The sequence below is a fragment of the Bradyrhizobium sp. SBR1B genome, assembly GCF_014198205.1.
Classification (GTDB): Bacteria; Pseudomonadota; Alphaproteobacteria; order Rhizobiales; family Xanthobacteraceae; genus Bradyrhizobium.
Window position 1 is genome coordinate 568,217 of the sequence record NZ_JACIHC010000001.1, and the last position, 25,651, is coordinate 593,867.

The 25,651-nt window shown below is 64.7% G+C and carries 20 protein-coding genes; 6 read left to right on the top strand and 14 right to left on the bottom strand.

The features are described from left to right. Positions 1 to 195 precede the first annotated feature (195 nt). Positions 196 to 1,851 (bottom strand): fumarate hydratase, encoded by a 1,656-nt coding sequence (locus GGD61_RS02965; RefSeq protein ID WP_092262685.1) that lies wholly within the window; start codon positions 1,849 to 1,851, stop codon positions 196 to 198. 211 nt (positions 1,852 to 2,062) lie between these two features. On the opposite strand from GGD61_RS02965, the gene GGD61_RS02970 reads away from it, so the two are divergent. The 3 genes from GGD61_RS02970 (at position 2,063) to GGD61_RS02980 (ending at position 3,844) form a co-directional block, all read left to right on the top strand. Beyond that, positions 2,063 to 2,536, top strand: a complete 474-nt coding sequence (locus GGD61_RS02970) for a hypothetical protein (protein ID WP_092262688.1) — start codon at positions 2,063 to 2,065, stop codon at positions 2,534 to 2,536. Positions 2,537 to 2,879: 343 nt separating this feature from the next. Then, entirely contained in the window at positions 2,880 to 3,053 is a 174-nt protein-coding gene (locus GGD61_RS02975) for a hypothetical protein (RefSeq protein ID WP_018321873.1), read from the top strand. A 116-nt stretch (positions 3,054 to 3,169) separates the two neighbouring features. Beyond that, a complete protein-coding gene (locus tag GGD61_RS02980) occupies positions 3,170 to 3,844 on the top strand; it encodes an isoprenylcysteine carboxylmethyltransferase family protein (protein WP_092262691.1) in 675 nt (224 codons plus the stop codon). 340 nt (positions 3,845 to 4,184) lie between these two features. Here the strand turns inward: GGD61_RS02980 and GGD61_RS02985 are convergent, their stop codons facing one another. The 10 genes from GGD61_RS02985 to flgB all read right to left on the bottom strand — a co-directional run bounded on the left by GGD61_RS02985 (position 4,185) and on the right by flgB (position 13,440). Beyond that, complete coding sequence (locus GGD61_RS02985) at positions 4,185 to 4,892, bottom strand: glutathione S-transferase (RefSeq protein WP_092262694.1); 708 nt, start codon at positions 4,890 to 4,892, stop codon at positions 4,185 to 4,187. 203 nt (positions 4,893 to 5,095) lie between these two features. Continuing rightward, positions 5,096 to 5,779, bottom strand: a complete 684-nt coding sequence (locus tag GGD61_RS02990) for a hypothetical protein (protein ID WP_018321870.1) — start codon at positions 5,777 to 5,779, stop codon at positions 5,096 to 5,098. A gap of 144 nt (positions 5,780 to 5,923) precedes the next feature. Then, a complete protein-coding gene (locus GGD61_RS02995; protein WP_092262698.1) occupies positions 5,924 to 6,943 on the bottom strand; it encodes a Tim44 domain-containing protein in 1,020 nt (339 codons plus the stop codon). A 332-nt stretch (positions 6,944 to 7,275) separates the two neighbouring features. Continuing rightward, complete coding sequence (gene cckA, locus GGD61_RS03000; protein ID WP_092262702.1) at positions 7,276 to 9,855, bottom strand: cell cycle histidine kinase CckA; 2,580 nt, start codon at positions 9,853 to 9,855, stop codon at positions 7,276 to 7,278. Positions 9,856 to 10,010: 155 nt separating this feature from the next. Continuing rightward, on the bottom strand, positions 10,011 to 11,090 hold the full coding sequence (gene flhB / locus GGD61_RS03005) for a flagellar biosynthesis protein FlhB (RefSeq protein WP_018321867.1): 1,080 nt from the start codon (positions 11,088 to 11,090) through the stop codon (positions 10,011 to 10,013). A gap of 4 nt (positions 11,091 to 11,094) precedes the next feature. Further along, the gene (fliR, locus tag GGD61_RS03010; protein ID WP_018321866.1) at positions 11,095 to 11,871 is read right to left on the bottom strand and encodes a flagellar biosynthetic protein FliR; all 777 of its coding nucleotides are present in this window, start codon (positions 11,869 to 11,871) and stop codon (positions 11,095 to 11,097) included. A gap of 17 nt (positions 11,872 to 11,888) precedes the next feature. Continuing rightward, on the bottom strand, positions 11,889 to 12,152 hold the full coding sequence (gene fliQ / locus GGD61_RS03015; RefSeq protein WP_018321865.1) for a flagellar biosynthesis protein FliQ: 264 nt from the start codon (positions 12,150 to 12,152) through the stop codon (positions 11,889 to 11,891). 92 nt (positions 12,153 to 12,244) lie between these two features. After that, positions 12,245 to 12,553, bottom strand: coding sequence for a flagellar hook-basal body complex protein FliE (gene fliE / locus GGD61_RS03020; RefSeq protein WP_092262708.1), 309 nt, complete (start codon positions 12,551 to 12,553; stop codon positions 12,245 to 12,247). A gap of 16 nt (positions 12,554 to 12,569) precedes the next feature. Then, complete coding sequence (flgC, locus tag GGD61_RS03025; RefSeq protein ID WP_092262712.1) at positions 12,570 to 12,995, bottom strand: flagellar basal body rod protein FlgC; 426 nt, start codon at positions 12,993 to 12,995, stop codon at positions 12,570 to 12,572. Positions 12,996 to 13,035: 40 nt separating this feature from the next. After that, complete coding sequence (flgB, locus tag GGD61_RS03030; protein WP_018321862.1) at positions 13,036 to 13,440, bottom strand: flagellar basal body rod protein FlgB; 405 nt, start codon at positions 13,438 to 13,440, stop codon at positions 13,036 to 13,038. A gap of 350 nt (positions 13,441 to 13,790) precedes the next feature. On the opposite strand from flgB, the gene GGD61_RS03035 reads away from it, so the two are divergent. Further along, positions 13,791 to 14,762 carry a flagellar biosynthetic protein FliO gene (locus GGD61_RS03035; protein WP_092262715.1) on the top strand — a complete coding sequence of 324 codons (972 nt, stop codon included), beginning with the start codon at positions 13,791 to 13,793 and terminating at the stop codon, positions 14,760 to 14,762. After that, positions 14,759 to 15,517, top strand: coding sequence for a flagellar type III secretion system pore protein FliP (fliP, locus tag GGD61_RS03040; RefSeq protein WP_018321860.1), 759 nt, complete (start codon positions 14,759 to 14,761; stop codon positions 15,515 to 15,517). Before GGD61_RS03035 ends, fliP begins: the two co-directional genes overlap by 4 nt. 38 nt (positions 15,518 to 15,555) lie before the next feature. Here the strand turns inward: fliP and GGD61_RS03045 are convergent, their stop codons facing one another. The 3 genes from GGD61_RS03045 to GGD61_RS03055 all read right to left on the bottom strand — a co-directional run bounded on the left by GGD61_RS03045 (position 15,556) and on the right by GGD61_RS03055 (position 21,092). Further along, positions 15,556 to 19,278 carry a tetratricopeptide repeat protein gene (locus GGD61_RS03045; protein WP_183230110.1) on the bottom strand — a complete coding sequence of 1,241 codons (3,723 nt, stop codon included), beginning with the start codon at positions 19,276 to 19,278 and terminating at the stop codon, positions 15,556 to 15,558. A gap of 180 nt (positions 19,279 to 19,458) precedes the next feature. Further along, a complete protein-coding gene (locus GGD61_RS03050) occupies positions 19,459 to 20,361 on the bottom strand; it encodes a tetratricopeptide repeat protein (protein ID WP_210310959.1) in 903 nt (300 codons plus the stop codon). 104 nt (positions 20,362 to 20,465) lie between these two features. After that, positions 20,466 to 21,092 (bottom strand): FecR family protein, encoded by a 627-nt coding sequence (locus GGD61_RS03055; protein WP_312009933.1) that lies wholly within the window; start codon positions 21,090 to 21,092, stop codon positions 20,466 to 20,468. A 397-nt stretch (positions 21,093 to 21,489) separates the two neighbouring features. On the opposite strand from GGD61_RS03055, the gene GGD61_RS03060 reads away from it, so the two are divergent. Beyond that, positions 21,490 to 25,632, top strand: a complete 4,143-nt coding sequence (locus GGD61_RS03060) for a VCBS domain-containing protein (protein WP_246785852.1) — start codon at positions 21,490 to 21,492, stop codon at positions 25,630 to 25,632. Positions 25,633 to 25,651: the final 19 nt, after the last annotated feature.

The window sequence follows — 25,651 nt, forward strand, 5'->3', positions numbered from 1 at the left end:
CTCGTCCTTCGAGACGACCGCTTCGCGGTCTCCTCAGGATGAGGCTAAGCAGCATCCGTGCTCGTTGAAACTACAGCCGCGCAGTCGGTCCTCATCCTGAGGGCCCGCCAACGGCGGGCGTCTCGAAGGATGGCCACAGGCGAAATCGCTCACGCATGCGATTGTCCTGCCCGCATGCGGGGCGAGGTAAAAGGGCTAGCCCAAATTCAACTCCTTGAAGAAGTCGTTGCCCTTGTCGTCGATGATGATGAACGCCGGGAAGTCGACGACTTCGATGCGCCAGATCGCTTCCATGCCGAGCTCGGGATATTCGAGCACCTCGACCTTCTTGATGCAGTGCTCGGCAAGGTTCGCCGCGGCGCCGCCGATCGAGCCGAGATAGAATCCGCCGTATTTCTTGCAGGCCTCACGCACGGCCGGCGCGCGGTTGCCCTTGGCCACCATCACCATCGAGCCGCCGGCGGCCTGGAACTGGTCGACGAAGGAATCCATGCGGCCGGCGGTGGTCGGACCGAACGCGCCAGAGGCGTAGCCCTCGGGCGTCTTGGCCGGGCCGGCGTAGTAGACCGGATGGTTCTTGAAATAATCCGGCAGCGGCTCGCCCTTCTCCAGCCGCTCGCGCAGCTTGGCGTGGGCGCTATCGCGCGCCACGATCATGGTGCCGGTCATCGAGACCCGGGTCTTGATCGGATACTTCGAGAACGTCGCCAGAATGTCCTTCATCGGCTGGTTGAGGTCGATCTTGACGACCTCGCCGCCGAGCGCCTGCTCGACCTGCGGCAAATATTGCGCCGGGTTGTGCTCGAGCTCCTCGAGATAGACGCCGTCCCTGGTGATCTTGCCCAGCACCTGTCGATCGGCCGAGCAGGACACGCCAAGCCCGATCGGCAGCGATGCGCCGTGACGCGGCATGCGGATCACACGGACGTCGTGGCAGAAATATTTGCCGCCGAACTGCGCGCCGACGCCGAGCGATTGCGTCATCTTGTGGATTTCCTTCTCCATCTCGACGTCGCGGAAGGCGTTGCCGTCCGGCGAGCCGTGGGGCGGCAGCGCATCGAGATAGCGCGCGGAGGCGAGCTTCACCGTCTTCATGCAGAGCTCGGCCGAGGTGCCGCCGATCACGATCGCAAGATGATAGGGTGGGCACGCCGCGGTGCCGAGGGTGAGGATCTTTTCCTTAAGGAAAGCGAGCAGCCGGTCCTTGGTCAGCACCGAGGGCGTCGCCTGGAACAGGAAGCTCTTGTTGGCGCTGCCGCCGCCCTTCGCCATGAACATGAACTTGTAGGCGTCATCGCCTTCGGCGTAGATCTCGCACTGCGCCGGCATGTTGTTGGCGGTGTTCTTCTCCTCGTACATCGAGAGTGGCGCGACCTGCGAGTAGCGAAGATTGCGGCGCAGGTACGCATCGCGCGCGCCTTCCGACAGCGCCGCCTCGTCGTCGCCGTCAGTGATGACGTTGCAACCCTTCTTGCCCATGATGATCGCGGTGCCGGTGTCCTGGCACATCGGCAGCACGCCGCCCGCGGCGATGTTGGCGTTCTTCAAAAAGTCCAGCGCGACGAACTTGTCGTTCGGGCTGGCCTCGCCGTCCTCCAGGATCGCGCGGAGCTGCTTCAGATGGCCGGGGCGCAGGTAATGATTGATGTCGCCGAAAGCCGCCTCCGACAGCGCCCGCAGCGCCTCGCGCGACACCACCAGCATGTCCTTGCCCAGGACCTTCTCGACCCTGACGCCCTCGGCCGTGATCTTCTTGTAGGGCGTCTCGTCCTTGCCCAGCGGGAACAGCGGGGTGTGCTTGTAGGGCGGAACGGGCTTTGACGGGTCGGGGAAGGCGGTGGGAGCGTTCATGGGGCGAATCTCGGGGTTTGGGGCCACGCGCGGGCCCTCGCGTAGAAGCGTTCTAAGCCCATTTTGGACGGAAAAGGAAGGGACCGATACGCATGAGAGCGCGCGGCCAGGGCTCGGGAAGGCATTGGCGCAGCACGTGGAAATGCCCGTTCCCACCCTTGCACTTCGCGCCCGACGACGCTTGAATGCGCGCCCTAAGGGGCTTTTCATCATGACATTGAACTTGAACGTCCGCGGCGCGATCCTGGTCGCCGCCGCCATCACCGGCCTTGTGACCCTCATTTCGCCCGCACGCGCCGACCGCTGCGACGACAGTGCCAAGGAGCTGGCGAACCAGGTCGATCGCCTCAAGGTGAATTTCCGGGCGGCCAACGTTGTTTACCTGACGCACCCGGCGGCCAAGGAGCTGTCCGTGGGTTGCCGCGGCGACAAATATTCCATCGAGCTCTATGCAAAGGGCGATCGCAAGCCGACGCCAGAATTCTATGCGCTGGTGGGATCGATGGCGGCGATCGTCTTCACCGTGACCAAGGACGACACCACGACGGGCGCAACCCGCTGCCTCAAGCGGATGGGTCTGCTGCGCGGCGACAAGATCAGCATGCGATATCGGCGACTCAACATGGAATGCACCCGCACCAAGAAGGATGCGTCCATCGCGATCACGCGCGGCAAGGACGAATAGGCGGGGTTGCCCTCCTTCGTAACTGCTGCGGACACGGTACACGTCTGGTTCGACGCACTTGGCCACATACTCCGTCATTGCGAGCGTAGCGACTTGTCCGCCGAAGCCTTGGCGAAGGCGGAAGCAATCCAGAATCCCTCCGCGGAAAAATTCTGGATTGCTTCGTCACAAGGGCTCCTCGCCATGACGGGGAGAGGTTCGTCGCCTCCTTTGGCAGCGCGCGGATGAGACGCAAACACGGCCCTCCCGCCACACCAATCCTTCGCATTTTATCGATTGCCTTGAAGGAATTTTCGCTCCTCGCAGCGCAGGGTCAGTTGCTTCCATGTGTGAGGATTTGCGGATGAAGGTTTCCACCGTTGCGCCGCCGCCGATCGCGATCGTGGTTCCGAGCTACGACACGACCAAGCAGCAGGACGATCAGACCAAGACCAAGGACGCCGACCCCACCTACAAGCCGCAGCCGCCCGCGCCGCTGCCGCCGGGTCAGGGCACGCGGATCGATCAGCTCGCCTGATCAGGTTTGCCTAGGCTGAAGCGCCCGATCCGGTCGATCGGGCCTTTCGTACGTCTGGCCCTATCTTTGCCGGATAGCAAAGCCAACATCGTGCGAGATTGCCGGGGGAGCCGCGCATGATCGCCAGACTGCTGCTGCAGAACACGATCACCACCGCCGCGATGGGCGCGCTGCTGTTCGCCTCCGCAGGGACGCTGCGCTGGCCCTCGGCCTGGGTGTTCCTCGCGACCTGCACCCTGCTCGGCCCGCTCTGCGGCTGGTGGCTCTACCGGATCGATCCGGCGCTGCTCGCCGAGCGGCTGCGGCCGGTGCTGCAGAAGGATCAGCCCGCCGCCGACAAATTGTTCATGAGCGTCTTCGTCGTCGCGATGCTGGCCTGGCTGGTGCTGATAGGCGTCGACCGGCGCCTTCAATCGTCCGACATGCCGGTCGCGCTTCAGGCCTTCGGCCTCGCGCTGTTTCTGGCCTCGACATTGTTCACGATGTGGGTGTTCCGCGAAAACTCGTTCGCTGCTCCCGTGGTGAAGCTGCAAGCCGAGCGCGCGCAGCGCGTGATCTCGACCGGCCCCTATGCCCATGTGCGTCATCCCATGTATAGCGGCATGGTCCTGTTCTTCGCCGGCGTGCCGTTGCTGCTGGGCTCGTGGTGGGGACTGGTGATGGTCCCGATCCTGGTCCTCCTGTTCGCGATCCGCATCGGCATAGAGGAACGCACCTTGCGCGATGGCTTGGCGGGCTATGCCGATTACGCGGAACGGGTGCGCTATCGCCTGATGCCGGGCGTTTGGTGAGCGCGCATCGCGCTGCCTCCTCCGAACGGCTGACGCCTGGGAATGCGGACTTCGCTAGACAGCGGTGGCACGCAACGCAACGAAAGACGCGACGATGTTCTGCAAGCCGCCCTGCCCCGACGAGCATGACCTCTCGCCTCTGCCCGATGATTCAGACGACCGCTCTGGGCCGCAGCGTCTACAGACGCCCACCGGCCACGACGCGTTCGGGCGATTGATCGCGCCCGAAGCGGCCGGTCCGGAACGGGGGCTGCCGCCAGCCTCCCTCCGGACCGGCTAAAGTTCTTCTTTTGACGCGTTTTCTTGACGCGAACCGGTATCCACTTCGCTCGAAAACGCTTTAGCCATCCAGTTCGCGATAGCGGCGGAAGATGCCCTGCTCGTTGAAGGGAATGCGGCGCTCGCTTGCCAGATAGGCTTTGATGTTCGGCCGCGCAGCGATGCGGTCGTGCAGGCCGAGGAGGCCCGGAATGTCTGTCTCGAACGCCTTCATGCGCTTGGGAAAGGCATAGCGCAGCCCCGCGACGATCTGGAACAGCGAGAGATCGACATAGGTCAGCCGCCGGCCAGTGACATAGGCGCCGCCATTCTCGGTGAGAAGCTGCTCGAAATAGCCGAGATATTTCGGCACCCGCTCCTCCCAGAAATCGGCCGTGCGTTTCTTTGCCGGCGGCTTCTGGTCCTCGTAATAGAGCGAGGGTCCGAGCGGATGATGGGTGTCGTGGATCTCGACCACGAGGTCGGTGATGGTGAGCTGAAGCTGGTGCACCCAGAGCCTGCCGGCTTCCGTCTTCGGCGCGAGCGCATGGCGGGCGCCGAGATAGAGCAGGATATTGGCGGTCTGGCCGATGACGAGCTTGCCGGCTTTCAGGAACGGCGGCGCAAAGGGTGGCGTGTCCTTGTGTGCGTCCATCATCTTCATCATCGCAGCCGTGCCGCGCGGCCCGCGCGCGACATCGACGTAGGCGGCCCCCGCCTCCTCCAGCGCCAACCGCACATATTCGCCGCGGCCCTGGATCTCGGGCCAGTAGTAGAGCTCGTATTTCATGAGAGAGGTCCGTGAGCGTGAACACGTACGGACCAATGTAGCATGTGGCTCGGAGTTCCGGCAGGGTGAGACGGAACGGCGCCACCAAACACTCCGTCATTGCGAGGAGCGAAGCGACGAAGCAATCCAGACCGCCTTCGCGGAAAGATTCTGGATTGCTTCGCGGCGCTCGCAATGACGGGTGGAGAGAGTTGCGTCCAAACTCAATTCGCAGCGAAGCAATACAGCAGGCCGTCGCCGCCCGTGCTCTTCAGATCAGCCTGCGAGCAGCCACCATCGGGACCGCGCGAGGGGTGCGAGCTGTTCCAGGACTTTGACGGTTCGTCGTCGCGCAGGCCGCGGCGATCGAAATGGCCGACCATCGCGGTGCCTTGCGTGCTCGACGTCCAGTTCTTGCAGGTGCGATCGTCCGGACCGGCAAACGCGGTGCCGTCTGGTTGCGATCCCGTGAGGACGTCGTGCCGGTTCGGCTGGTCACCCATACCGTTGATCCCCTCGCCCTTCTCGCTGAGCGCGGTCTGCTTGGTGAGGTTGTTGGCGGGGCCGTGCAGTTCGGCAACATCCTTGGCAATGACCGCGCCCTTGGCGTTCTGCCACGGTCCCTTGCCGATGCGATCGCGCGCGTTGACGGCCGGTTTTCCGTCGGCGGCCTGCGTCGAGAGATAGGCGCGCCAGGTCTTCGCACCGGCGCCGGCGGTCTGAGCGAGCCTCGCGCACTGCGCATCGGCTCCCTCCAGGCCGCCGAGATCGGCACCCTTGCCCGGGCCATTGGAGGTCACGAAGAACGTCATGTCGGCCGACTGTGCCTGCACGGCTGGCGCCGCAAGGCATGCAAGCGAGGCCGCAGCGAGCGCTGAAATCGTCACGGATCTCTTGATACGGATCATCTTGTCCTCCCGTTGTGTTTGTCGTTGGCCGCCTGATTTCAACCCGATGCGCCCCCACTTATTCCGATGCCGCGATGAAAGGGGTACAAAAGAAAAGGGCGCCGTGCGGGAAGCACGACGCCCTTGTCTTCAATCGCTTTGCAATCAGTTGGTCTGCTGGATCGCCGACAATTCCCAGCCGCTGCCGGGCCGTCGGGCAAAGGTCCAGACTTCGGTGACTTCGCCCGGCTGCTCGCTGCCGGCGACGACCGTGCCGCTGTTACGGTCGAGCGTCTTGTCGGTGAGCGCGAAGCGCAGCGCCACCGTGGCGTAGTCGGTCTCGCCTTCGCGCCAGGCTTCTGCGAGGTCGCCCTGCAGCAGCTTGACGCCAGTCACCTTGTTGACGACGTTGCGCGCGCGGTTCTGGGCGAGGTCCTGCTCGAAATAGGAGACCATCTCCGGCGTCGCGAGCGTGTGCAGCTTGGCCACGTCCTCGTTCGACCATGCAGTCTGGACATCGCCGAGCAGGCGCTCGAACGCCTCGTAATCGTCCGGCTTGATCTCAAGCGGCGCGTTATTGGCGTTCGCGCCGAAGCCGAAGCCGCCAAGACCACCGCCAAGACCACCACCAAGACCGCCGCGCTGGTTCGGCTGCGGTCCGGAACCTGCGCCCGCGTCGGCATTGGCATAGGCCGCCTGCGGCGTGTGACGGCGCTGCCACCAGGACATCGCCAGCCGCACCACCAGCACCACGAGCGCGATCTGGATGATCAGGCCCAGGATCGAGGACAGGCCGCCGAGGCCGCCGAACAGGCCGCCGCCGAACAGCATGCCGAGCAGGCCGGCGCCGAGGAAGCCAGCCGCGAGGCCGCCCATAAAGCCGCCGGCGCGGCCGAACAGGCCGCCGCGCGCGGGCGCGGAAGCAGCCGAGTTCATGCCTGCACCCGGCTGGGTGTAGGTGCGGTTGAACTGCGAGGTCGAGCCGGGCGCCGTCGTGGTCGGGGGCGGGGCCGAATAGGTGCGCGAGCCGCGCGAACCGGACGAGCCGCCGCCGCCGACACGCGCGTCGGCAGACGAGATCGCCAGCGCAGTCGGCAGCGCAAGCGCCAGCACGACAGCGATCGTCTTGAAGAGACTGCGGGAGCGTAGCGAGAAATTCATGTGCGTTTCCCAAATCCCCGGCATGGGGACGTGCGCCTAAGATGGGCAGACTTCCCGAAAAGTGAAGCCGGTTTCGGAACCTATGGCTGCGGCCCTCAGTCGCGGGGATGTGGCAAAAGCCCATATTTGGCGGGGGCTTGGCCGGGTGCGTCGGGGAACCGTGGTCGCGGGATACCGGCGGTTTTGGGCCGAGATTTCCGCTCTTTCCCCGTCATTGCGAGCGTAGCGAAGCAATCCAGACTGCCTCCGCGGAAGGACCCTGGATTGCTTCGTCGCACCAGCGCAAAATTGCTCCGCAATTTTGTCGCGGGCTCCTCGCAATGACGGAGGGGGCGAACGGCGTGCGCCGCCGACCCTCACCCCTGCTTCGCCATCGTCTCCTTGACCGCCGCCACGAGCTGGCTGAGCGTGAACGGCTTCGGCAGGAAGTCGAACTGCTGGCCTTCGGGCAGGCTCTTCTCGAACGCATCCTCGGCATAGCCGGAGACGAAGATGAACTTGATGTCGGGGTTCTTCTCCCGCATCGCCTTGAGCAAGGTCGGGCCGTCCATTTCGGGCATAACGACGTCGGAGACGACGAGATCGATCGCGCCGCTCTGCTCCTCCAGCACTTCCATGGCCTCGACGCCGTTCTCGGCCTCGACCACGGTGTAGCCGCGCGAGCGCAATCCGCGTGCGTTCAGCGCGCGCAGGCCCTCTTCGTCCTCGACCAGCAGGATGGTGCCCTGCCCCGTAAGATCGGTGCGCGGCTTGGCCTCGGCCGCCGCGGCGTCCTTGCCGGCGCCGCTGGTCGCGCTGACCACAGCCGCCGGCAGCTCGACCTGCGCTTCAGGCTCGGCATGGTGACGCGGCAGGAAGATATGGAACGAGGTGCCCTCGCCCGGCTCCGAATCGACGTAGATGAAGCCGCCGGTCTGCTTGACGATGCCGTAGACCGTGGAAAGGCCGAGACCGGTGCCTTTGCCGACTTCCTTGGTCGAGAAGAACGGCTCGAAAATCTTGTCGCGGATGTCGGCGGGAATGCCGGTGCCGGTGTCGGCGACCTCGATCCGGACATAATCCGCGGCCGGCATCCCCTTGTAGGCGAGCTTGGCCGCTTGTTCCGCGGTGACGTTGGCGGTGCGGATGATCAGCTTGCCGCCGTCGGGCATGGCATCGCGCGCGTTCACAGCGAGGTTGACGATCACCTGTTCGAACTGGGAGACGTCGACCTTGACCGGCCAGAGGTCGCGGCCGTGGATGGTCTCGTGCTTGACCTTCTCGCCGATCAGGCGGCGCAGCAGCATCGCGAGATCGGACAGCGCATCGCCGAGATCGAGCACCTGCGGCCGCAGCGTCTGCCGCCGCGAGAACGCCAGCAACTGCCGCACCAGGGTCGCGGCCCGCGTGGCGTTCTGCTTGATCTGCATGATGTCCTGGAACGACGGGTCGGTCGGCTTGTGCGCGTTCAGCAGGAAGTCGTTCGCCATCATGATGGCGGAGAGCACGTTGTTGAAGTCGTGGGCGATGCCGCCGGCGAGTTGGCCGACCGTCTCCATCTTCTGCGACTGGTTGATCTGGTTCTCCAGCGCGCGTCGCTCGGTGGTCTCGAGCATGTGCACGATGGCGGCTTCCGCCTCGTTCTCGGCCGCATCGACCGGCGTGACGAAGAACTGGCCCCAGCGCTCCTTGGTCCCTTCCAGCGCCACCTCGACCGGGGCGATGTCGGCCTGGCCGTCGGCGGCCTGGTTGATGGCCGCGATCAGGAGGTGCCGGTCGCGCGAATTGACCGCGCGGAAGATCGACTTGGAGGCGCTGTCGAGCCCGAGCGCCTGGCCGAGCTTGGCGTAGCGCGCATTGGCGCGCACGACATTGCCGGCACGGTCGACGGTCGCGATCGCCATCGGCGTATGGTCGAAGAAGCGCATGAAGCGCACTTCGGCGGCGCGATCGGGATCGCTGCGCTCGTCGCGGGCGCGGCTGATGACGAGCGTGCGCGACGGCCCCGGCGCGCCGTCGGCGCCGAAGGCGAGCTTGTGATAGAGCCGCACCGGCATGGTCTTGCCGGTGCGCATCCGCAGGTCGATGTCGAAGACCTCGGTCTTCACCTCGCCCGGCACCGCCACGATCGCGGTGAGCAGCGAGGCGCCATCGCCGGAGACGATGTCGGTCAGCTTCAGGCCGCCCGAGCCGATCTCGGCGAGGTCGTAGTCGAGCCAGTTCGCCAGCGTCGCGTTGACGTAAGCGAGCTCGCCGGCCGGATTGACCGAGAAGAAGCCGCACGGCGCGTGATCGAGATATTCGATGGCGTGCTGGAGCTCCTGGAACACGTCCTCCTGGCGCTCGCGGTCGCGGGTGATATCGGCAATCGACCACACCGCGTATTTCGCCTCGCGCTTGCCGGTGCCGAGCGGGCGCACCCGCATGCGCAGCCAGCGGCCCTGGCTGCCGTCTTGGCCGGAGATGCGGACCTCTTCCTGCTGCCGTTTGCCTTCGCGCGCGGCCTTGAGCAGGCGGAACACGGCTTCGGAGACGTCGGGGTTGCCGATGAAGACACGCTCGACCGGGCGCACGTCTTGCGGACCGGTCGCGCCGGTCAGCGTCAGATAGGCGGCGTTGGAATAGACCACGTGGCCGCGCGCATCGGTCACGGCGAGGCCGTCGAACCCGTGATCGGCGATGCGGCCCACGACCGGGTCATCAAGACCGCGGTCGGCGAAACGGATGATCCCGGCGGCGAAGGCGAACAGGTTGAACAGGCCGACCATCGCCAGCACGGCGAGGATGCCGAGGATATAGGGCTGCGCCTGCGCGCGCCCGAGCGTCATCAGCCCGACGGCGACGGCGACGAGGCCGGCGGCCACCAGCAGCACCAGCGCAATGCTGCCCGAGCGCGGCGACGGCTCGTGCGTCGCAACGGGCTCGCGGGTGAGGTCGTGGTCGGTCTCGGCGGTCATTCTCGAGCTGGCGCAGCCTGTCGGCAGAGAATCAACGCGCTACGGGGCGCGTGGGGTCCTCCCTGCCTGAATCGGACCCTGAGGTGCAAGGGCAGCGGGGACGAAAGGTACGCTGATTCCCAGATTACGGCCATTTCCGGTACTTTTCGGGTGTTTTATCCTCGCCCGGCGCTGAATCCGCGCTTCAGCCGCATGACGTAGCCGATGACTTCGGCGACCGCATGGTAGTGCTCGGTCGGGATTTCCTGGTCGATCTCGACGGTGGCATAGAGCGCGCGTGCCAGCGGCACGTTCTCCACGATCGGGATGTCGTGCTCGCGCGCGATCTCCCGGATCTTGAAGGCGAGATTGTCGACGCCCTTGGCGACGCAGATCGGAGCCGTCATGCCGCGCTCGTAGGACAGCGCCACCGAATAGTGGGTCGGGTTGGTGATGATCACCGCGGCCTTGGGAACCGCCGCCATCATGCGCTTCTTGGCGCGCTGCTGCCGCAACTGCCTGATCTTGCCCTTGATGTGCGGATCGCCTTCGGACTGCTTGAACTCTTCCTTGATCTCCTGGAGCGACATCTTCTGCCGCTGGAACCAGCTTCTGTACTGGAAAAAATAGTCGGCGATGGCGACGATCGCGAGCGCGGCGACCACCGCACCGAGCAGATGGATCGTCATGCTGGTGCTGGCGCCGAGCATGGCGGCCGGATCGAGCCTGACCATCGCCTCCATGCGATGCCGCTCCGGCCACAGGATCATGGTCATGACCACGCCGAGCAGCACCAGCTTGCCGATGCCCTTGAGAAAATTGGCCGCCGCCTGCTTGCCGAAGATGCGCTGGAAGCCGGCGCCGGGCGAGATCTTGCTGAACTTCGGCGTCAGGGATTCGGTCGACCAGACCAGGCGGTGCTGCAGCATGTTGCCGGCAATCGCCGCCAGCATCAGCAAGAAGAGAGGCACGCCGATCGCCGCGAGCAGGGCGAACTCGATCTGCTGCATCAGCGCGAGCAGGGCCTTGCCGTCGGTCTTGATCATCCAGGAATTGGCGAGCAGGTTGCGCATCGGCGTCAGCAGCCCGCTGCCCACCGAGCCCGAAAAGGTCGAGACCACGAGCGTGCCGCCCGCCATCATGAACCAGGTGTTGATCTCCTGGCTCTTGGCGACGTCGCCGCGTTCGAGCGCGTCGTCCAGACGCTTTTGCGTCGGGTCTTCTGTTTGACTCTCTGGGTCCTTGTCTTCTGCCATCGATCTACCGTGACCTCAGCGGCATCAACTGGTGCATGACACCGATGAAGTAATCCAGATACGTCCCCATCATCGCCGTGAGCACCACGGCGAGCACCAGGAAGCCCGCGAAGATCGAGAGCGGCACACCGACGAAATAGACCTGCATCTGCGGCATCAGCCGCGCCAGCACGCCAAGGCCGATGTTGAAGACCAGGCCGAACACCAGAAACGGCCCCGAGAGCTGCAGGCCCAGGCGGAACGCGGCGGCGAAGGCGCGCGTCGCGAGCGAGGCCACATCGCCGCTTGATATGGTCTCACCCGGCGAGAAGATCGTGTAGCTGTCGTTCAACGCCGCGATCACCAGATGATGGCTGTCGGTGGCGAACAGCAGCGTTACCCCGAGGATGGTCAGGAAGTTGCCGACCAGCACGCCCTGCTGGCCCTGCGTCGGGTCGACCGAGGTGACGAAACCGAGCCCCATCTGCTGCGCGATCACCGATCCCGCAACCTGGAGCGCCGAGAGCGTCACGCGCGCGGTCGCGCCCAGCACGATTCCGATCGCGATCTCATGCAGCATCAGGACCAGGAGCGGCGCGAGCGAACCCATGTCGACCTGATAGGCGTTGCGATGCAGCGGCAGGATGATCAGCGTGAGCAGCAGTGCGATCGACAGCTTGATCCGCGTCGGAATATTGGTCTCGCCCAGCCCCGGCAACAGCATCACCATCGCACCGACCCGGGCGAAGGCGAGCATGAAGGAAGCGGCGAGCGCCGGCAGCAGCGAGACGTCGATGCGCATAATTGACGCATCTTGCCTCAGCCGCCGATGATTCGCGACGAGATCCGCAGCATGTGGGCGTGGAGCGCGTCGGCCATGAACGGCAGCGCCAGCAGCATCGTGGCAAAGATGGCGAGGATCTTCGGCACGTAGATCAGCGTCTGCTCCTGGATCTGCGTCAGCGCCTGGAACAGCGACACGATGACGCCGACCACCAGACCGACCACCATCAGGGGAGAGGACACGATCACGATCGTCCAGATCGCATCGCGCGCAACGTCGAGGGTCTCGGGTCCGGTCATTGTTTGATACTCGCTATTGGTTGTCTGACGTGCCGGGAAATGCGAATGGCGAATCGGAGACGTCCCCATTCGCTACTCACCATCCGCCAAAATCAGATCGGCATCTTCATGATGTCTTCATAGGCCGCGATCACGCGGTCGCGGACCGAGACCAGGGTAGACACCGCGACGTCGGTGTCCGCCACCGCAGTCACCACGTCCATCACGTTGGCCTTGCCGGAGGCCATCGCCACGGTCTGCGCATCCGACTTGCGGCCGGACTCCATGACGCTGCCGACGGCGTCCTTCAGCATTGAGGCAAAGGATTGCCCGCCGGCCTCGGTGGCTTTGTCGGCACCGCTGTTCTCCAGCACCCGGGCGAGGTTGGCATAAGCGTTGGCCGCGATTGTCGGTGATGCCATGGCTCAATTGTCCTGTTCAGCTCTTGAGGATGTCGAGCGTGCGCTGGATCATCCGGCGCGTCGCACTGATGATGTTGAGATTGGCCTCGTAGGACCGCTGCGCATCGCGCATGTCGGTCATCTCGACCACTGAGTTCACGTTGGGGTATTTGACGTTGCCGCTGGCGTCGGCGACCGGATTGTTCGGCTCGTATTTGACGCGGAAGCTCGACTGGTCGGGCTTGATCTTGCCGAGGGTGACGACCTGCGCGTCGAGCGTGCGGTCGAGCGCGGAGGAGAAGGTCGGAACCTTGCGTCGATAGGGATCGCCACCGGCGGTCTGCGAGGTCGAATCCGCGTTCGCGATGTTCTCCGAGATCACCCGCATGCGGCCGGCTTGCGCCCGCAGACCGGAGGTCGCGATCGCCATCGAGCGGGCAAAGTCGCTGCTGTCATTGGCCATGATGCGCCTCCTCTAGCTGTTCTGTTCCCGGATCATGCGGCTAGCCCTTGCCGATCGCGGTCTTGAGCAGATGCAGGCTCTTCGAATAGAGCGAGGTCGCCGCCGCGTAGTCCATCTGGTTGCTGGCCGCCTTCATCATCTCCTCTTCGAGATTGACGGCGTTGCCCGCGGGGCGGGTCTCGAACCCCGCGTTCCTGTTCTGGTCGAATCCGGAAGCAGCCCCCGACGGCGTCATGTGAGAACCGCTGGTGCGGGCGAGCGCGAGGGGGCCCATCGAGCCGGTGACCGCCCCGGACTTGTCGAGCTTCGGCTCGACCAGGTCGCGCGGCCGGAATTTGGGCGTGTCGGAATTGGAGACGTTCTCGGACAGGACGCGCTGGCGCTCCTGGTGCCACTGCATCTTGGTGCGAAGCGCCGACAGTACCGGGAGGTCGTTGATGGACATCGTCGCGGCTCCTTCCGCCTCTTGCGAACCTTGAGGTCCAACTAGGCAGAATTTGCCGCGTGTATGGTTAATAGCTGGTTAAGGACGCCCTCGCGGCGTGTCCCCGGGCGGGACACTATTTTGCGCCCCGTGATTCTACGCGTCCAAAAATGGCATTAACCCAACCATTTGGCGGCGCATGCACGGGCCAAGAAGTCGTTTTGGATCGGGCGATTCATAGGTTATTAAGAGTTGGGGACGGCAAAACTTGCCGTGGGACGTTAAGAGATCGCAGTTTGGGGCATCGTTAAGCCGGTGGTTGGCGCGTCTGACCATGGGCACGAGAACAGCGCCATTTGTCGGGGACAAGTATGCAAGGCAGCCCTATCACCTTCATCGTCGCGTTCATCGTCGTTCTGGCGTTGATCGGCGTCGCTGCCTGGCTGGTTCGCCGATTCGCCGGCAGCCGGGTCGGCGCCAACACCCAGCGCGGCAGGATGCCCAGGCTCGCGGTGATCGACGCTGCCGCGGTCGACGGTCGGCGCCGCCTGGTGCTGGTCCGGCGTGACAATGTCGAGCATCTCCTGATGATCGGTGGGCCCACCGATATCGTCGTCGAACCCAATATCGTTCGCGCCGCGCCCGGCCGCGACCAGCTTCCGCAGCGTCCGAACGCCGCGGAACCGCCGCGGCTTGCGCCCATGCCGGATACCAGCAGCTGGGCCGACGAAGCACCGCGGCCCGAACTGCTCGACCATCCCGAGCCGCAAATGCCCGAGCCGCCGCCGCGGCCCGCGCGCCCGTCCTTCGCCGACGAGGTGCGCCGGCCCGCTCCCGCGCTGGCCGAACGCCGCAGCGATCCCCTCGCCGGCTTCACGGCCGAGCCGATCGCGCCGCGCCCCGAGCGCGAACCGCGGCCCGAGCCGCTGCCGCCGCGCGTTCCGCGCAGCGAACCGCCACTGATGCCGCGGCCGCCGCGCCAGAGTGAGCCGCCGAAGATGCCGCCGGTGCGCGCCGAGCGCGCACCTGCCCCGCCGCCTCCTCCGCCGGTGCCGCAGGCTCCGCCTGTTCCGCCGCCGGCTCCCGCCGCGTCCCCCTCCAGCGCCGAGCAGAATCTCGCCGAGATGGCGCAGCGGCTGGAGGCAGCCTTGCGTCGCCCGGCCGGCGAGACGGTCGCGCCTCCGGTTGCGCCCGAACCTCCTGCGCCGCCGCCCCGCGCCGCACGCAGTGAGCCGCCGGCACCACCGGCCCCGCCCGCAAAGCCGGCCACGGAAAAGACCAGCTTTGAAAATCTCGAAGACGAGATGGCCTCCCTGCTTGGCCGTCCGAAGCCGTCTTCGTGAGGCTGCCGTCCCTCCCGCGTAGAGTATTTTTTCTTTCTGTCCTGATCGGCGCGGCATCGGCAGCGATGCCGGCGCATGCGCAGGACATCAGCATCAATCTCGGCGGCGGCGCTGGCGGCGGCGGCGTCACCGAGCGCGCGATCCAGCTGATCGCGCTGCTCACAGTGCTGTCGATCGCGCCGTCGATCCTGATCATGATGACGTCGTTCACGCGCATCGTGGTCGTGCTGTCTCTGCTGCGCACGGCGTTGGGCACGGCGACCGCTCCGCCGAACTCGGTGATCATCGCGCTGGCGATGTTCCTCACCTTCTTCGTGATGGGGCCGGTCCTGCAAAAATCCTACGATGACGGCATCCGCCCGCTCGTCGCCAACCAGATCGGCGTCGAGGACGCACTGCAGCGCGCCTCCGTTCCCTTGCGCGGCTTCATGCAGAAGAACGTGCGCGAAAAGGACCTCAAGCTGTTCCTGGATCTCTCGGGCGAGGCACCGCCGGCCACCCCAGACGACCTCGCACTGCGCATCCTGGTCCCCGCCTTCATGATCTCCGAGCTGAAACGCGCCTTCGAGATCGGCTTCCTGCTGTTCCTGCCCTTCCTGATCATCGACCTCGTCGTCGCCTCGGTGCTGATGTCGATGGGCATGATGATGCTGCCCCCGGCAACGATCTCGCTGCCGTTCAAGCTGATCTTCTTCGTGCTGGTCGACGGCTGGTCGCTGGTGGCCGGAAGCCTGGTGCAGAGTTACGGGGGGTGAGACGGAGTTGCGGGCCGCGCTTCGCGCGGGCAGCAGTCCTACCGCGTCATCTTGATCTGCCGCACGACGGGGATCGTCGGCAGCGAGCCGGTGTGGTCGGCTTGTTCCTTGGCCTGCGGTGAGCCAGGGGCGCGGGCGGTGGCGTCGGGGAAGCGCTGCTTCATCTCGCGCAGGAAGCCGTCGAGCGTGTCAACGCTGGCAGCCAACTTGGCGATCTCGGCGAATTCGGCGCTGGAGGCCGCGGCCGGCTTGCTGGCGATGTCGAAGGCGAGACGGTCGGCGCTCTCGCTCATCAGCGGCGCGTATTTCTCGCGGAAGCGCGACAGGCCGATCGAGTCGTCGGCGAGCGCATAGCCGACGGCGGCGCGGATGATGTCGCTCTTCTCCACCGCGTTGAGCGGCTTGAAGTCGCGGAAGCGCTCGCCGTAATAGAGCTCGATCTGCTCGGCGGACTCGCGCCAGCGCCGCCCCGCCCAGAAGATGTCGGAACGCAGGCGCAGCACCTCGCGCCCGGAAACGTTGGAGACGATGTCGAGCGCGAGATCGTGGCGGCCGACGTCGCTCTGCGCGCGCGCTTCCAGCAGCAGGCGCTGCTGCCTGAGCTCGCCGGAGAGATCGCTGATGCGGCTCGCGCGCAGCGCGGTGATCGCCATGTCGGGCTTGCGGTTGGCGAGATAGATCATGGACAGGCGCGCGGCGACTTGGGCGCGCGCAGCACCTTCGAGGCGGTGATCGACCTGATATTGCAGCAGCTCGGCGGCCTGGTCGAGCAAGTCAATCGAGGCGAGACGGTCGGCGAGACGGCGGATCAGCTCGTCGCCGCGCCGGCCAATCGGCGTCAGCTCGCGAAATTCGTAGAACATCCCGAGCGCCTCGACCGGCGGCAGCTCGTCGCCCTTCGGTCCCAGGAAGATCTTGGTGAACAGGTCCGAGGCGAGATCCTGCGCCTGGCGCGAGGCTTCGGCGTTCGGCTGCAGCCTGGTCGCGGTGCGCGCGGCGGTGAGCGCGTCGCGGTAGCGCCCGTTCTCGGCAAACATCTGCGACAGCATCTGCAGCGTCTTGACCTCGATCGCGTCGCCGCGCCAGGTCATGGACAGGGTCTCGAGCTCGCGCAGCGCGTCTTCCTTGCTGATCTCGTCGCGCTTCTGCCGCAGCGCGACCTCGAGCTGCTTGGCCTCGGCCGCAGCCGGCCGATCGGCCGAGGCGGCCGCGAACTTGTAGTCGTCGAGCGCGTCCTTGTCGTGGCCGAGCGCCTCGGCGAGCCGGCCGCGCAGCACGGCGAAGCCGGGCGCGGCCTCGGGCGAGACGCCGACCACCTCGAGCTCGCTGCGGCGCTTGGAGGCGCCGGCATAGTCCTTCACCTCGAGCGAGGCGCGCATCGCGTCCATCGTCACGATGCGCTGGATGTCGAGCGGCAGCGAGGCGATGGCGAATTCGACGTTCTTGAATTTTTCGCGCGCATCGGCCCATTTGCCCTGGCGCGCATAGGCGAGCGCCTTCCAGAGCTGGGAATCGTGGCTGTTGCCGATCACGGGATTGGCGAGGTCCTTCAGGCCCTGCGCCGGCCGGCCGATCAGGACGCTGGCGATCGCATGCATGATCAGCGCGCCGCTCTCCTCCTTGTTGAGCGGATCGCTCAGCATCAATTCGGTCACGGCCTTGGCTTCGTGATACATCGCGCGCGACATGTAGAACTGCGCGAGATCGAGCCGCGGCAGCGAGCGCAGTGCCGGTTCGACGTTGGAGATCGCCGTGATCAGGTCGCTCTGACGCGTCATGAAGTTGTCCGACTGACCCTTGCGCCAGCCTTCGGGGCTGAAGATCGGGCGCACTGCGGTCGGCGCCCGCTCGGCGGAGATGTCGACCGGCGACAGCGTCAGCCCGCCCTTCTTGCCGAGGATCACCTTGTCGGCGCCGACCTCGACGCCGACCTCGTCGGAGTTCGGCCGGATCGCGATGCCGTGCGCGGATTCCAGCAGCGAGAGATCGACGAGGTCCTGCCGCTTGATGAAGCCGCGCACCGGCCGCTGCGCGGTGACGACATAGAGCGCGTCGCCGGCGTCGGGGTCGGTGAATCTGTGCAGCAGGCCCGGATTGGCGAAGGGGATTGCAATGTTGGCGAGCGCGGGGTCGGTGATGTTGCGCGACATCATCAGCGGAAGCGGCGTCGACTGGATCTTGTCGGCGAGCGTCAGGAGCCAGTTGGTCTCCTTGCCGACCTCCTCGCTCGCCAGCGAGTAGACCAGCGGGCGGGTGAGACGGATACGCACCGCCTGCCCCTTGTCGAGCGGGATGCGGCCGACCTCGCCGATCATCGCCCCGCCCCTGGCACGGATCGCCTCGACGTCGATCGGCTTCGGCGTATCGAACACCAGCCACACCGTGTCGCCGCGGCGGAACGCGGCCGCAGGTGTTGCGACCTGAATCGGGAACGTCACGCGCAAGCCGTCGCTGTCGCGGCGCGCATCGACGCTGGCGACGGTGGGCTGCGGCGCGGCCGGCGCCTCGGCGGGCGCAGCCTTGGCGGCTTCCTTCACGGCCTCTTTCGGCGCTTCGGCAGGCACCGGCTTGGCCGGCGCGGCCGCAGCCTCGGAAACCGGCGGCGCGGGCTTCGCAGCTTCCTTCGCCATTTCCTTGGGCGCTTCCGGAGCGTGCACAGCCTCAGTGGCGGCAGCCGGCGCCGGTTTCGGCGCTTCAGCGGGCGGCATCGCGGCGGGCGCTTCCGGCCTCACCTCGGGCTTGACGTCGATTTTGGCGTCGCGCGCGATCGTCTCGGAGGTCGGCGGCGCGATCTCGCGATGGGCCTCCTTCGGCTTCTCGGCCGCGGGCTTGTCGGGCGCGGGCGCCGGTCCGTGACCGGCAGGCTTCATCTGCGCGATCGCCGCCTCGGGCGTCGCGGCGGTCTTGCCCTTGTCGGGCTGGAAAGAGACGTCGACGACGTAGTTCTTCTCGTCGCGGAACGAATGCACGTCGGAATCGCCGATCAGCGCGATCTCGACATTGGTCTGATCGATGTCGGCCTTCTGCTTGATCGAGGCGACGTTCGGCGGCGCCGCGACGACCGCGTCCGCCAGATCGAAATTGAGGTTGGCGTTGAAGGCGAGCGTGAGCTTCTGCTCGTTGAGCACGGAGGAGACGCCGACGCCGTCGGGCATCTCGAACACGAAGCGCACGAAGGTCGGCTGCACCGAGGCCCGCACGCGGATCTGCGGACGCTTCTTGGTCTCGGCCGCGGCGCGCTGGGCGCGCAGCGCGCGCTCGGCGACGCGGGCGCGCTCGGCGAGCTCCTTGACCACGTCCATCGGCAGGCTCGGCGGCGGTCCCTTCCAGCCCTCCGGCAACAGGTCGACGAAGGTGCGCTCGCCGGCATTCATGGTGTTGACGGTGACGCGCCGCGCCAGCGACAGGCGGATGGCGCCGCCATCAGGATCGCGGCGCGCGGAGTTGACGTAATCGGGCGCGCCTTCGGGAACGCGGTCGACGGGAACGTCAACCGCGCGGTCGAAGCGGATGATGAGGATGGAGCCTGCGGTCGTCACCTCGGAGGGGACGTCCTCGCCGAGCTTGATGACGAGACGGGCAAAGCCGCCGCCGGCCGAAAAGCTCGCCTCGCCCCTGATCGGATCGGCCGCCCGGGCAGGCGCACCGAGACCGATCAGCAGGCAGGCCGCCAGCGCGCCCGCCGTTCGGACATGACGCGACAGCCCCGGCGCCAAGGCGCGGGTTCGCGACACAAATCCAGCGGCAGCCTTTCGCGCCATTGGCGGCATTTCTTCCGGTTCGGCGGTCCATGCCGGCATCAAGGCCGGCCATGCCGTCGACTGTAGGTCCCGCCAATTAAGGACTTGTTAATGCTATATCTTGATTTGCTTTGGAGGCAGCACGCCGTGCCGCATCGAGCGTGGGCGGATCCGCCGGGTCTGAATTTGAGACGCCGATAGTTAAGGCTTCGTTAACACCTGCAAGACGGTGCTGTCGCGGTCGGCCAGTCCCTTCACGGGCACCCCATAGCGGACAAAGGCTTCGTCGATCCCAGCGTCGATTTTTCTGGCCGCCGAGATATCGCTTTGGCCACCAACTGCGTCGCCGAGCTTGAATCTGGCAATCCCTCGGCCGTAGAGCGCGCTCGCAAGCTTGGGCGCCAACTGCAGCGCTGAGTTGTAGTCGTCCATCGCCGCGGAGAATTGCCCCATTTTCAGATTAATGAGAGCGCGCGAGTCGTATGTTGCCGCGCTGTTTGCTCCCGATCGAAGCGCAATATCGCAATCCTCCAGCGCAGCCTGCAGAGCGCCAAGGACGGCTCGGGTCCAACAGCGTCCGCTTCGCGCCGCCTCCAGCTTCGGATCAAGGCGAATTGCCTCGTCATAGTCCCGCGCTGCGCGGTCGTACGCGTTCCCCTGCAGGTAGGCCGCCGCACGGTTGGCAAAAGCCGCGCCATAGTTCGGGTTGAGCTTGAGCGCCTCCTCAAAGGCGCCGATCGCCAGATCGCGCGCCCCCGTTCTCAGATAGGCCACGCCGAGGTTGTTGAAGGCTTTCGCATAAGTCGGATCAAGCCTGGTCGCTTCGACGAAATCCTTAATCGCGCGTTCGTAGTCGGCTTTGGCGCTATAGGCATTTCCCCTGTTGTTGTAGGCGATAACGAAGCCGTTCACGGCTCCCTCGCCCGCATCGATAAACGCCGTGCAGCCATCGATCCGAGCTTCGGGTGATACGCGGTCCGAGCCGTTGCACAGTTCAACATTCTTGAGGGAGCTGCCCTTCTTCTGTGCCCAGCCCGACGAACTGGACAGCCCAAGGACAAGAATGAGCATCACGGCCTTGATGAAACTGGCTCTTGCGGTCATTTCCACACCAAGTGTCCGACACCGACGGCGAACGAAGCGCCAATCCTGATCTCAGTGCCGGCCGGCACTGCGGCGTCGCGGCGGCTTCGGGCCAAGCAAGTTTCTCAGCACCCCCGACAGATGTTGAGTCTCCGATTGAGGCTTCGATCGGGCTCCGGCGCCGCGGATGTCGACGGCTTCTTCAAGAGCTTGCTCTTGCCCTCTTCGATCAGGGTCGAAATTTTGACTGACCCATCGTCCGAAATCTCGACATGCGGCGTCGTGCCTCGAATCCCCAGCGTGGCGACGGGAGTATCGACCTTCATGTCGCCGGTCTTTGCGACCCCGCCCGCAACAAAAGTGAATGTTCCCTTGGCGAGATTGAACAGAGTCGCATTGGACTTGCCGGCCGGCTCATACACATAATGATCCAGCACCATACGGGCGTTGCTCGATAGATTGAACGAGCTGCCGTCGGTAAAGTTGATGCCGACGCGGCCGTCGGCACCGGTGTACACCACGTCACCAAGATATACGGGATCACCCGTGTTGGTGCGGCCAGGGTCACTCGACACATTCGCCTGAACAATCACTGCGCCCGCGTGTTCGATCGTGACCGAGCCTGAGACCACCACCACCTTCCCAATCGGTTTCGGCGATGAGGCCGCGACGGCGGGCTTGGCGGAATCGCTCTGCGCTTGAGCCGCGCTCGGCGAGAAATTGGCAAGCGCCAAAACAAGACCAATCGCCAAAGCAGCTATCGTAGGTCTGCACATGATCCCCCCTTTCTGAGAAGATCTTGTCGCTATCGGTGGCCCATTTCTTGAACCGCGTAGCGCAGCCACAGCAAATATAATTGTTGTTTAATTCTATTAACCAGCCTAATTTATCTCCGGCGCTACGCAAGCGCCACAAATTAAATGCGTTCCGTTTGTCAATTTAATCACATTGGCGGGAGGGGGCACGGCGGGAATGGCGGTACGCGTCGCCGTCCCCCGCGCAATGCGTCTCTCTCGATCAGACTTGATTATTTCGGCGGGCAAGCCTTCGGGCTGCCAGCGCCCAGGAAATTTTGTCCCTTGGCGAGGGCCCGAGCAGGATTATGGCAGCACGCCGAGCCTGAATCGATCACCCAGGCGAGGTCGAGCCATGTTAGTTGCATCCGGCATCCACGCTGATAACGGGGCCACCATGGCCCTGCCCGTCGAGCTCATCGGCCATATTCATACTGTGGTCGGTTGCTGTGCGCTTACGCGAGCGAGCGGCGTCGCCACACAGGCGGTAGCTGGTGCGCCTATCTGTCGGGGCGACGTGCTGGAAACCGACGCCGACGGGCAGATCACAATTGGCTTCATCGACGGTACTTTTTTCAACATCGCCTCCGGCACTCATGTTGTGCTGAGCGAGTTCGTCTTCGACGTCGAAGGCATGCCATCTGCAGCCTTGTTCGACGTGACCCAAGGGAGCTTCGGTTTCGTACCCGGCCGGCTGGCGGAAACCGGAGCGCTCCGGCTGAATACGCCCATTGCAGGCATTCGCGCCCGGGGCCACGCGGGCGGTTTCGGGATCCTGACACTTGCAGCATTGACTTTCTCGGCCGCGCAGAATGCCGAGGCCGCGGATCCGGATGTCACATTCCTGGATGACGACTCCATTACCTACAAGGACCTTGCGCACGGCGCATTTGAGCTCGTGACCAAGGAGCGGGTCCCGCGACACATCATCGTCGAAGATCCCGGCGAGACGATCGTCATCAAGAAGGTGGGATCCACCATCAGCGTCAATCAGGTCGCGAATACGGCGGCTCGCATGGAGGAGTTGCGCGCCGCCCAACAGGATGTGCTCGCCAATCTAGGAGAACAAGGGCCCCGTGGCTCGAGCACGCCTTTCTTCGTCAAACCCCAGCCACTGCAGCCGATCAATTTCATTCAGCCGGATGCGCCCACGCTGCAGATCTTGCCGACCACGTCGCCACTCATCACTTTCGCGCTGGTGGACCCTGTACCGCCGACTCTCAGCACCGGGGCTGGGCCAATCGAGCTCGATACGGTCGTGTTTGACACATTCACGGCGACGACGGGAACCTTCAGTGCCAGTAGCACCAGCGGCGGTGGCAATCTGACCTTCGGCGTCGTCGGGGCCAGCGCCGGCAGTACGGTTCTGGATGGAGTGACGTACGATCTGTCGAAGACAAGTTCCTACGGGATTCTCTACGTCAACAGCACGAGCGGCGCTTATACGTTCGTGCCCGACAATGCCGCAATCAACGCGCTGAAGGCGCCTACGACCGACGGTTTCGTTATCACCGTCTCCGACGGACTCACCTCCGTCACCCAGACCTTCACGATCACCATCAACGGTGTCAACGACGCTGCAATCATCTCCGGCACCACGACCGGTTCGATCATCGAGGCTGGCGGCATCGCCAATGGAACGCCCGGCACGCCGATTGCGACCGGCACCCTTTCCGATACCGACGTCGACGATCCGCCCAATACGTTCACCGCCGTGAGTTCGCCAACCGCGAGCGCCGGTGGCTATGGCACCTTCACGATGACGGCGGCCGGCGTGTGGACCTACACCTTGGACAATGCCAACCTCGCAGTGCAGGCACTCAATGCCGGCGAGACGCTGACCGACAGCTTTACGGTGACCTCGATCGGAGGCACCCCACAGGTGGTGACGATCACCATCCACGGGACCAGTGACGCGGCGATCATCTCCGGTGAGACGACCGGTGCAGTTATCGAAGCCGGCGGCACCGCCAATGCAAACCCCGGCACACCCACCGCGACCGGCACGCTCACCGACGTCGACGTCGACACCACCGCAAACGCCTTTACGCCCGTCAGCTTGCCCAAGGCAAGCGAGGCGGGCTACGGCACCTTCACCATGACGGCAGCGGGCGTGTGGACCTATACGCTCGACAACGCCAACGGGGCAGTGCAGGCGCTCAATTCAGGCGAGACGCTGACCGACAGTTTTGCGGTGACCACGCTGGACGGAACCGCTCAGGTGGTGACGGTCACCATCCATGGCACCAACGATGCTGCCGTCATTACCGGCATGACGACCGGCTCGGTGACCGAGGCTGGAGGCCTTGCCAACGCGACGCCCGGTACGCCGAGCGCAACCGGCACGCTGCTTGCGGCTGACGTCGACAATCCATCCAATACATTCACGGCAGTGACCTCGCCGAAGGCAAGCATCAGCGGTTTCGGCACCTTTACGATAACCGCCGCCGGCGTGTGGACCTACACGCTCGACAACGCCAGCGGCGCGGTGCAGGCGCTCAATGTCGGCGGCACGCTCACCGACAGCTTCACTGTCACGACCCTCGACGGTACGCCGCAGGTGGTGACGATCACCATTCAGGGCAGCAACGATGCCGCCCTCATTTCCGGCACCACGACCGGCTCAGTGACGGAGGCGGGAACTTTCTCACCCGGCGTTCCCATCGCGACCGGCACGCTCACCGATACGGACGTCGACAACGCTCCGAACACGTTCACCGCAGTCTCTTCGCCGGCTGCGAGTGACGGCGGATACGGCACCTTCACGATGACCGCAGCCGGCGTATGGACTTACACCCTCGATAACAACAACACCGTGGTTCAGGCGCTCGATGTCGGCGACACCTTGACGGACACCTTCTCGATAACTGCCATCGACGGTACGTCACAGACGGTGACCGTCGCCATTCATGGCGCCAGCGACGCAGACCCGAACGATTTTGATAATTTGGCCACCGGATCTGCCGTGATCTCCGATCCCCCCAACGTGTATGGAACGCCGGGGAGCGAAACCATTGCCGGCGGCGGCGACACAGGTCAGATCATCTACGCGGGAGCTGGCAGCGATACCGTCAACGGCACTGGTAAAGCCGACGTTCTCTACAGCGGATCAGGCAATGACACGATCAAAGGCAATGATGGGGATGACACCATCTTCGGCGGCTCGGGCAACGATACGATCAACGGCAACAACGGCGCCGACACCATAACGGGCGGATTTGGTGCGGACCAGCTCACCGGCAGCAATGGGAACGACCGTTTCGCTTACTTGTTCGTAGCCGATTCCAACGCAAGCCAGTTCGACACCATCACCGACTTTGCATCGGGAGCGGACAAGATCGACTTGACCGCCATGGGCGCGCTTGGGTTCGCCATATTGGCATTGAGCTCAACCAGCACGGCCGTGCCGGCACATACGATCGCCTGGCTCTATGACAGTGCGGCGAATGAAACGATCGTGTACGTCAATTCAACGGACCAGACCCTGCACGTCGGCGATTCCAGTCTGCTCGAAATCCATTTGCAGGGCATCGCCACCATCGACGCGTCGGACTTCATCACGGCGCCGGCAGCGGCACCTGCGACGGCGGTTGCCGGCGAGTTGCTCGACCTCATCGCAACCTCGCAGGGTGACGCGACCGCCGTGATGACGATCACTTCCGAAGGCTTGTCCGACTCCGGCAGCGCCGACGGCACGCTTCTCGCTGCAGAGAGTTCGACCATCCAATCGACCGAGGCGACCTACAGCCTCGATTCGAACTGGGACCAGATCGGACAGGCCGAATATTCCAGCTTGTCCAGTTCAGACGAAACGCAAACGCTCGCGACCGAAACGCTCCGCAGCGACACGGCAGCTCCCTCAGCCAGCGGACTGTCTTTGATCGTGCAGCACGTGATCCCACTCACCGAGGCCAGCTTTGTCTTCAACAACCCGACCGGGTTCAAAAATGGCGCGGTTGCCGCAAGCGGCCAGATGCCTGACGTCGCCATGCTGAATTTTGCCCACGACGCTGCCGGACAGCACGCCGGTAGCGGGCTTGCGCTCGGACACGATACAGGGAATGACGGCGTCGCGTCATCAAGAGGCGCCGCCCAGGCGGCTCATGCCCATGGGCATACCAGCGGGGAAACGGCAGACACGGCGTTCAACCCAAGCCTGCTGAACCCAAGCCTCCTGAAGTCATCGACCGGCGGCGCCAACCATTCGTTCTCAAGCGGGGCGGACCAGCACAACCCCTCCCTGGAAGCGTCTGGATCAAAGCCTGCCAATCCGCTTCAGCTCGGCGACTCGTTCCAGTTCAGGGATGTCGCGTCGCAAGGCTCACTGCACGGCGCAGTGTTGGATCATCTCTCAGACTTCGTCGGTCATCACGAGCACGCTGGGGAATTCCATGGATCCGAGCCGGCATTCATGCCTGAAGCATCGCCGTCCGATGTTGATCCACCTTTCTCGGCAGGTACCGTTCACGGCCATGTGTCGCACGATCTGATCGTGTGACGGCTCAAGCCGATTGCGG

Coding starts and splice junctions, on each gene's coding strand:
- GGD61_RS02965 (WP_092262685.1), bottom strand. CDS start 1,851: ATGAACGCTCCCACCGCCTTCCCCGACCCGTCAAAGCCCGTTCCGCCC.
- GGD61_RS02970 (WP_092262688.1), top strand. CDS start 2,063: ATGACATTGAACTTGAACGTCCGCGGCGCGATCCTGGTCGCCGCCGCC.
- GGD61_RS02975 (WP_018321873.1), top strand. CDS start 2,880: ATGAAGGTTTCCACCGTTGCGCCGCCGCCGATCGCGATCGTGGTTCCG.
- GGD61_RS02980 (WP_092262691.1), top strand. CDS start 3,170: ATGATCGCCAGACTGCTGCTGCAGAACACGATCACCACCGCCGCGATG.
- GGD61_RS02985 (WP_092262694.1), bottom strand. CDS start 4,892: ATGAAATACGAGCTCTACTACTGGCCCGAGATCCAGGGCCGCGGCGAA.
- GGD61_RS02990 (WP_018321870.1), bottom strand. CDS start 5,779: ATGATCCGTATCAAGAGATCCGTGACGATTTCAGCGCTCGCTGCGGCC.
- GGD61_RS02995 (WP_092262698.1), bottom strand. CDS start 6,943: ATGCCGGGGATTTGGGAAACGCACATGAATTTCTCGCTACGCTCCCGC.
- cckA (WP_092262702.1), bottom strand. CDS start 9,855: ATGACCGCCGAGACCGACCACGACCTCACCCGCGAGCCCGTTGCGACG.
- flhB (WP_018321867.1), bottom strand. CDS start 11,090: ATGGCAGAAGACAAGGACCCAGAGAGTCAAACAGAAGACCCGACGCAA.
- fliR (WP_018321866.1), bottom strand. CDS start 11,871: ATGCGCATCGACGTCTCGCTGCTGCCGGCGCTCGCCGCTTCCTTCATG.
- fliQ (WP_018321865.1), bottom strand. CDS start 12,152: ATGACCGGACCCGAGACCCTCGACGTTGCGCGCGATGCGATCTGGACG.
- fliE (WP_092262708.1), bottom strand. CDS start 12,553: ATGGCATCACCGACAATCGCGGCCAACGCTTATGCCAACCTCGCCCGG.
- flgC (WP_092262712.1), bottom strand. CDS start 12,995: ATGGCCAATGACAGCAGCGACTTTGCCCGCTCGATGGCGATCGCGACC.
- flgB (WP_018321862.1), bottom strand. CDS start 13,440: ATGTCCATCAACGACCTCCCGGTACTGTCGGCGCTTCGCACCAAGATG.
- GGD61_RS03035 (WP_092262715.1), top strand. CDS start 13,791: ATGCAAGGCAGCCCTATCACCTTCATCGTCGCGTTCATCGTCGTTCTG.
- GGD61_RS03045 (WP_183230110.1), bottom strand. CDS start 19,278: ATGGCGCGAAAGGCTGCCGCTGGATTTGTGTCGCGAACCCGCGCCTTG.
- GGD61_RS03050 (WP_210310959.1), bottom strand. CDS start 20,361: ATGACCGCAAGAGCCAGTTTCATCAAGGCCGTGATGCTCATTCTTGTC.
- GGD61_RS03060 (WP_246785852.1), top strand. CDS start 21,490: ATGTTAGTTGCATCCGGCATCCACGCTGATAACGGGGCCACCATGGCC.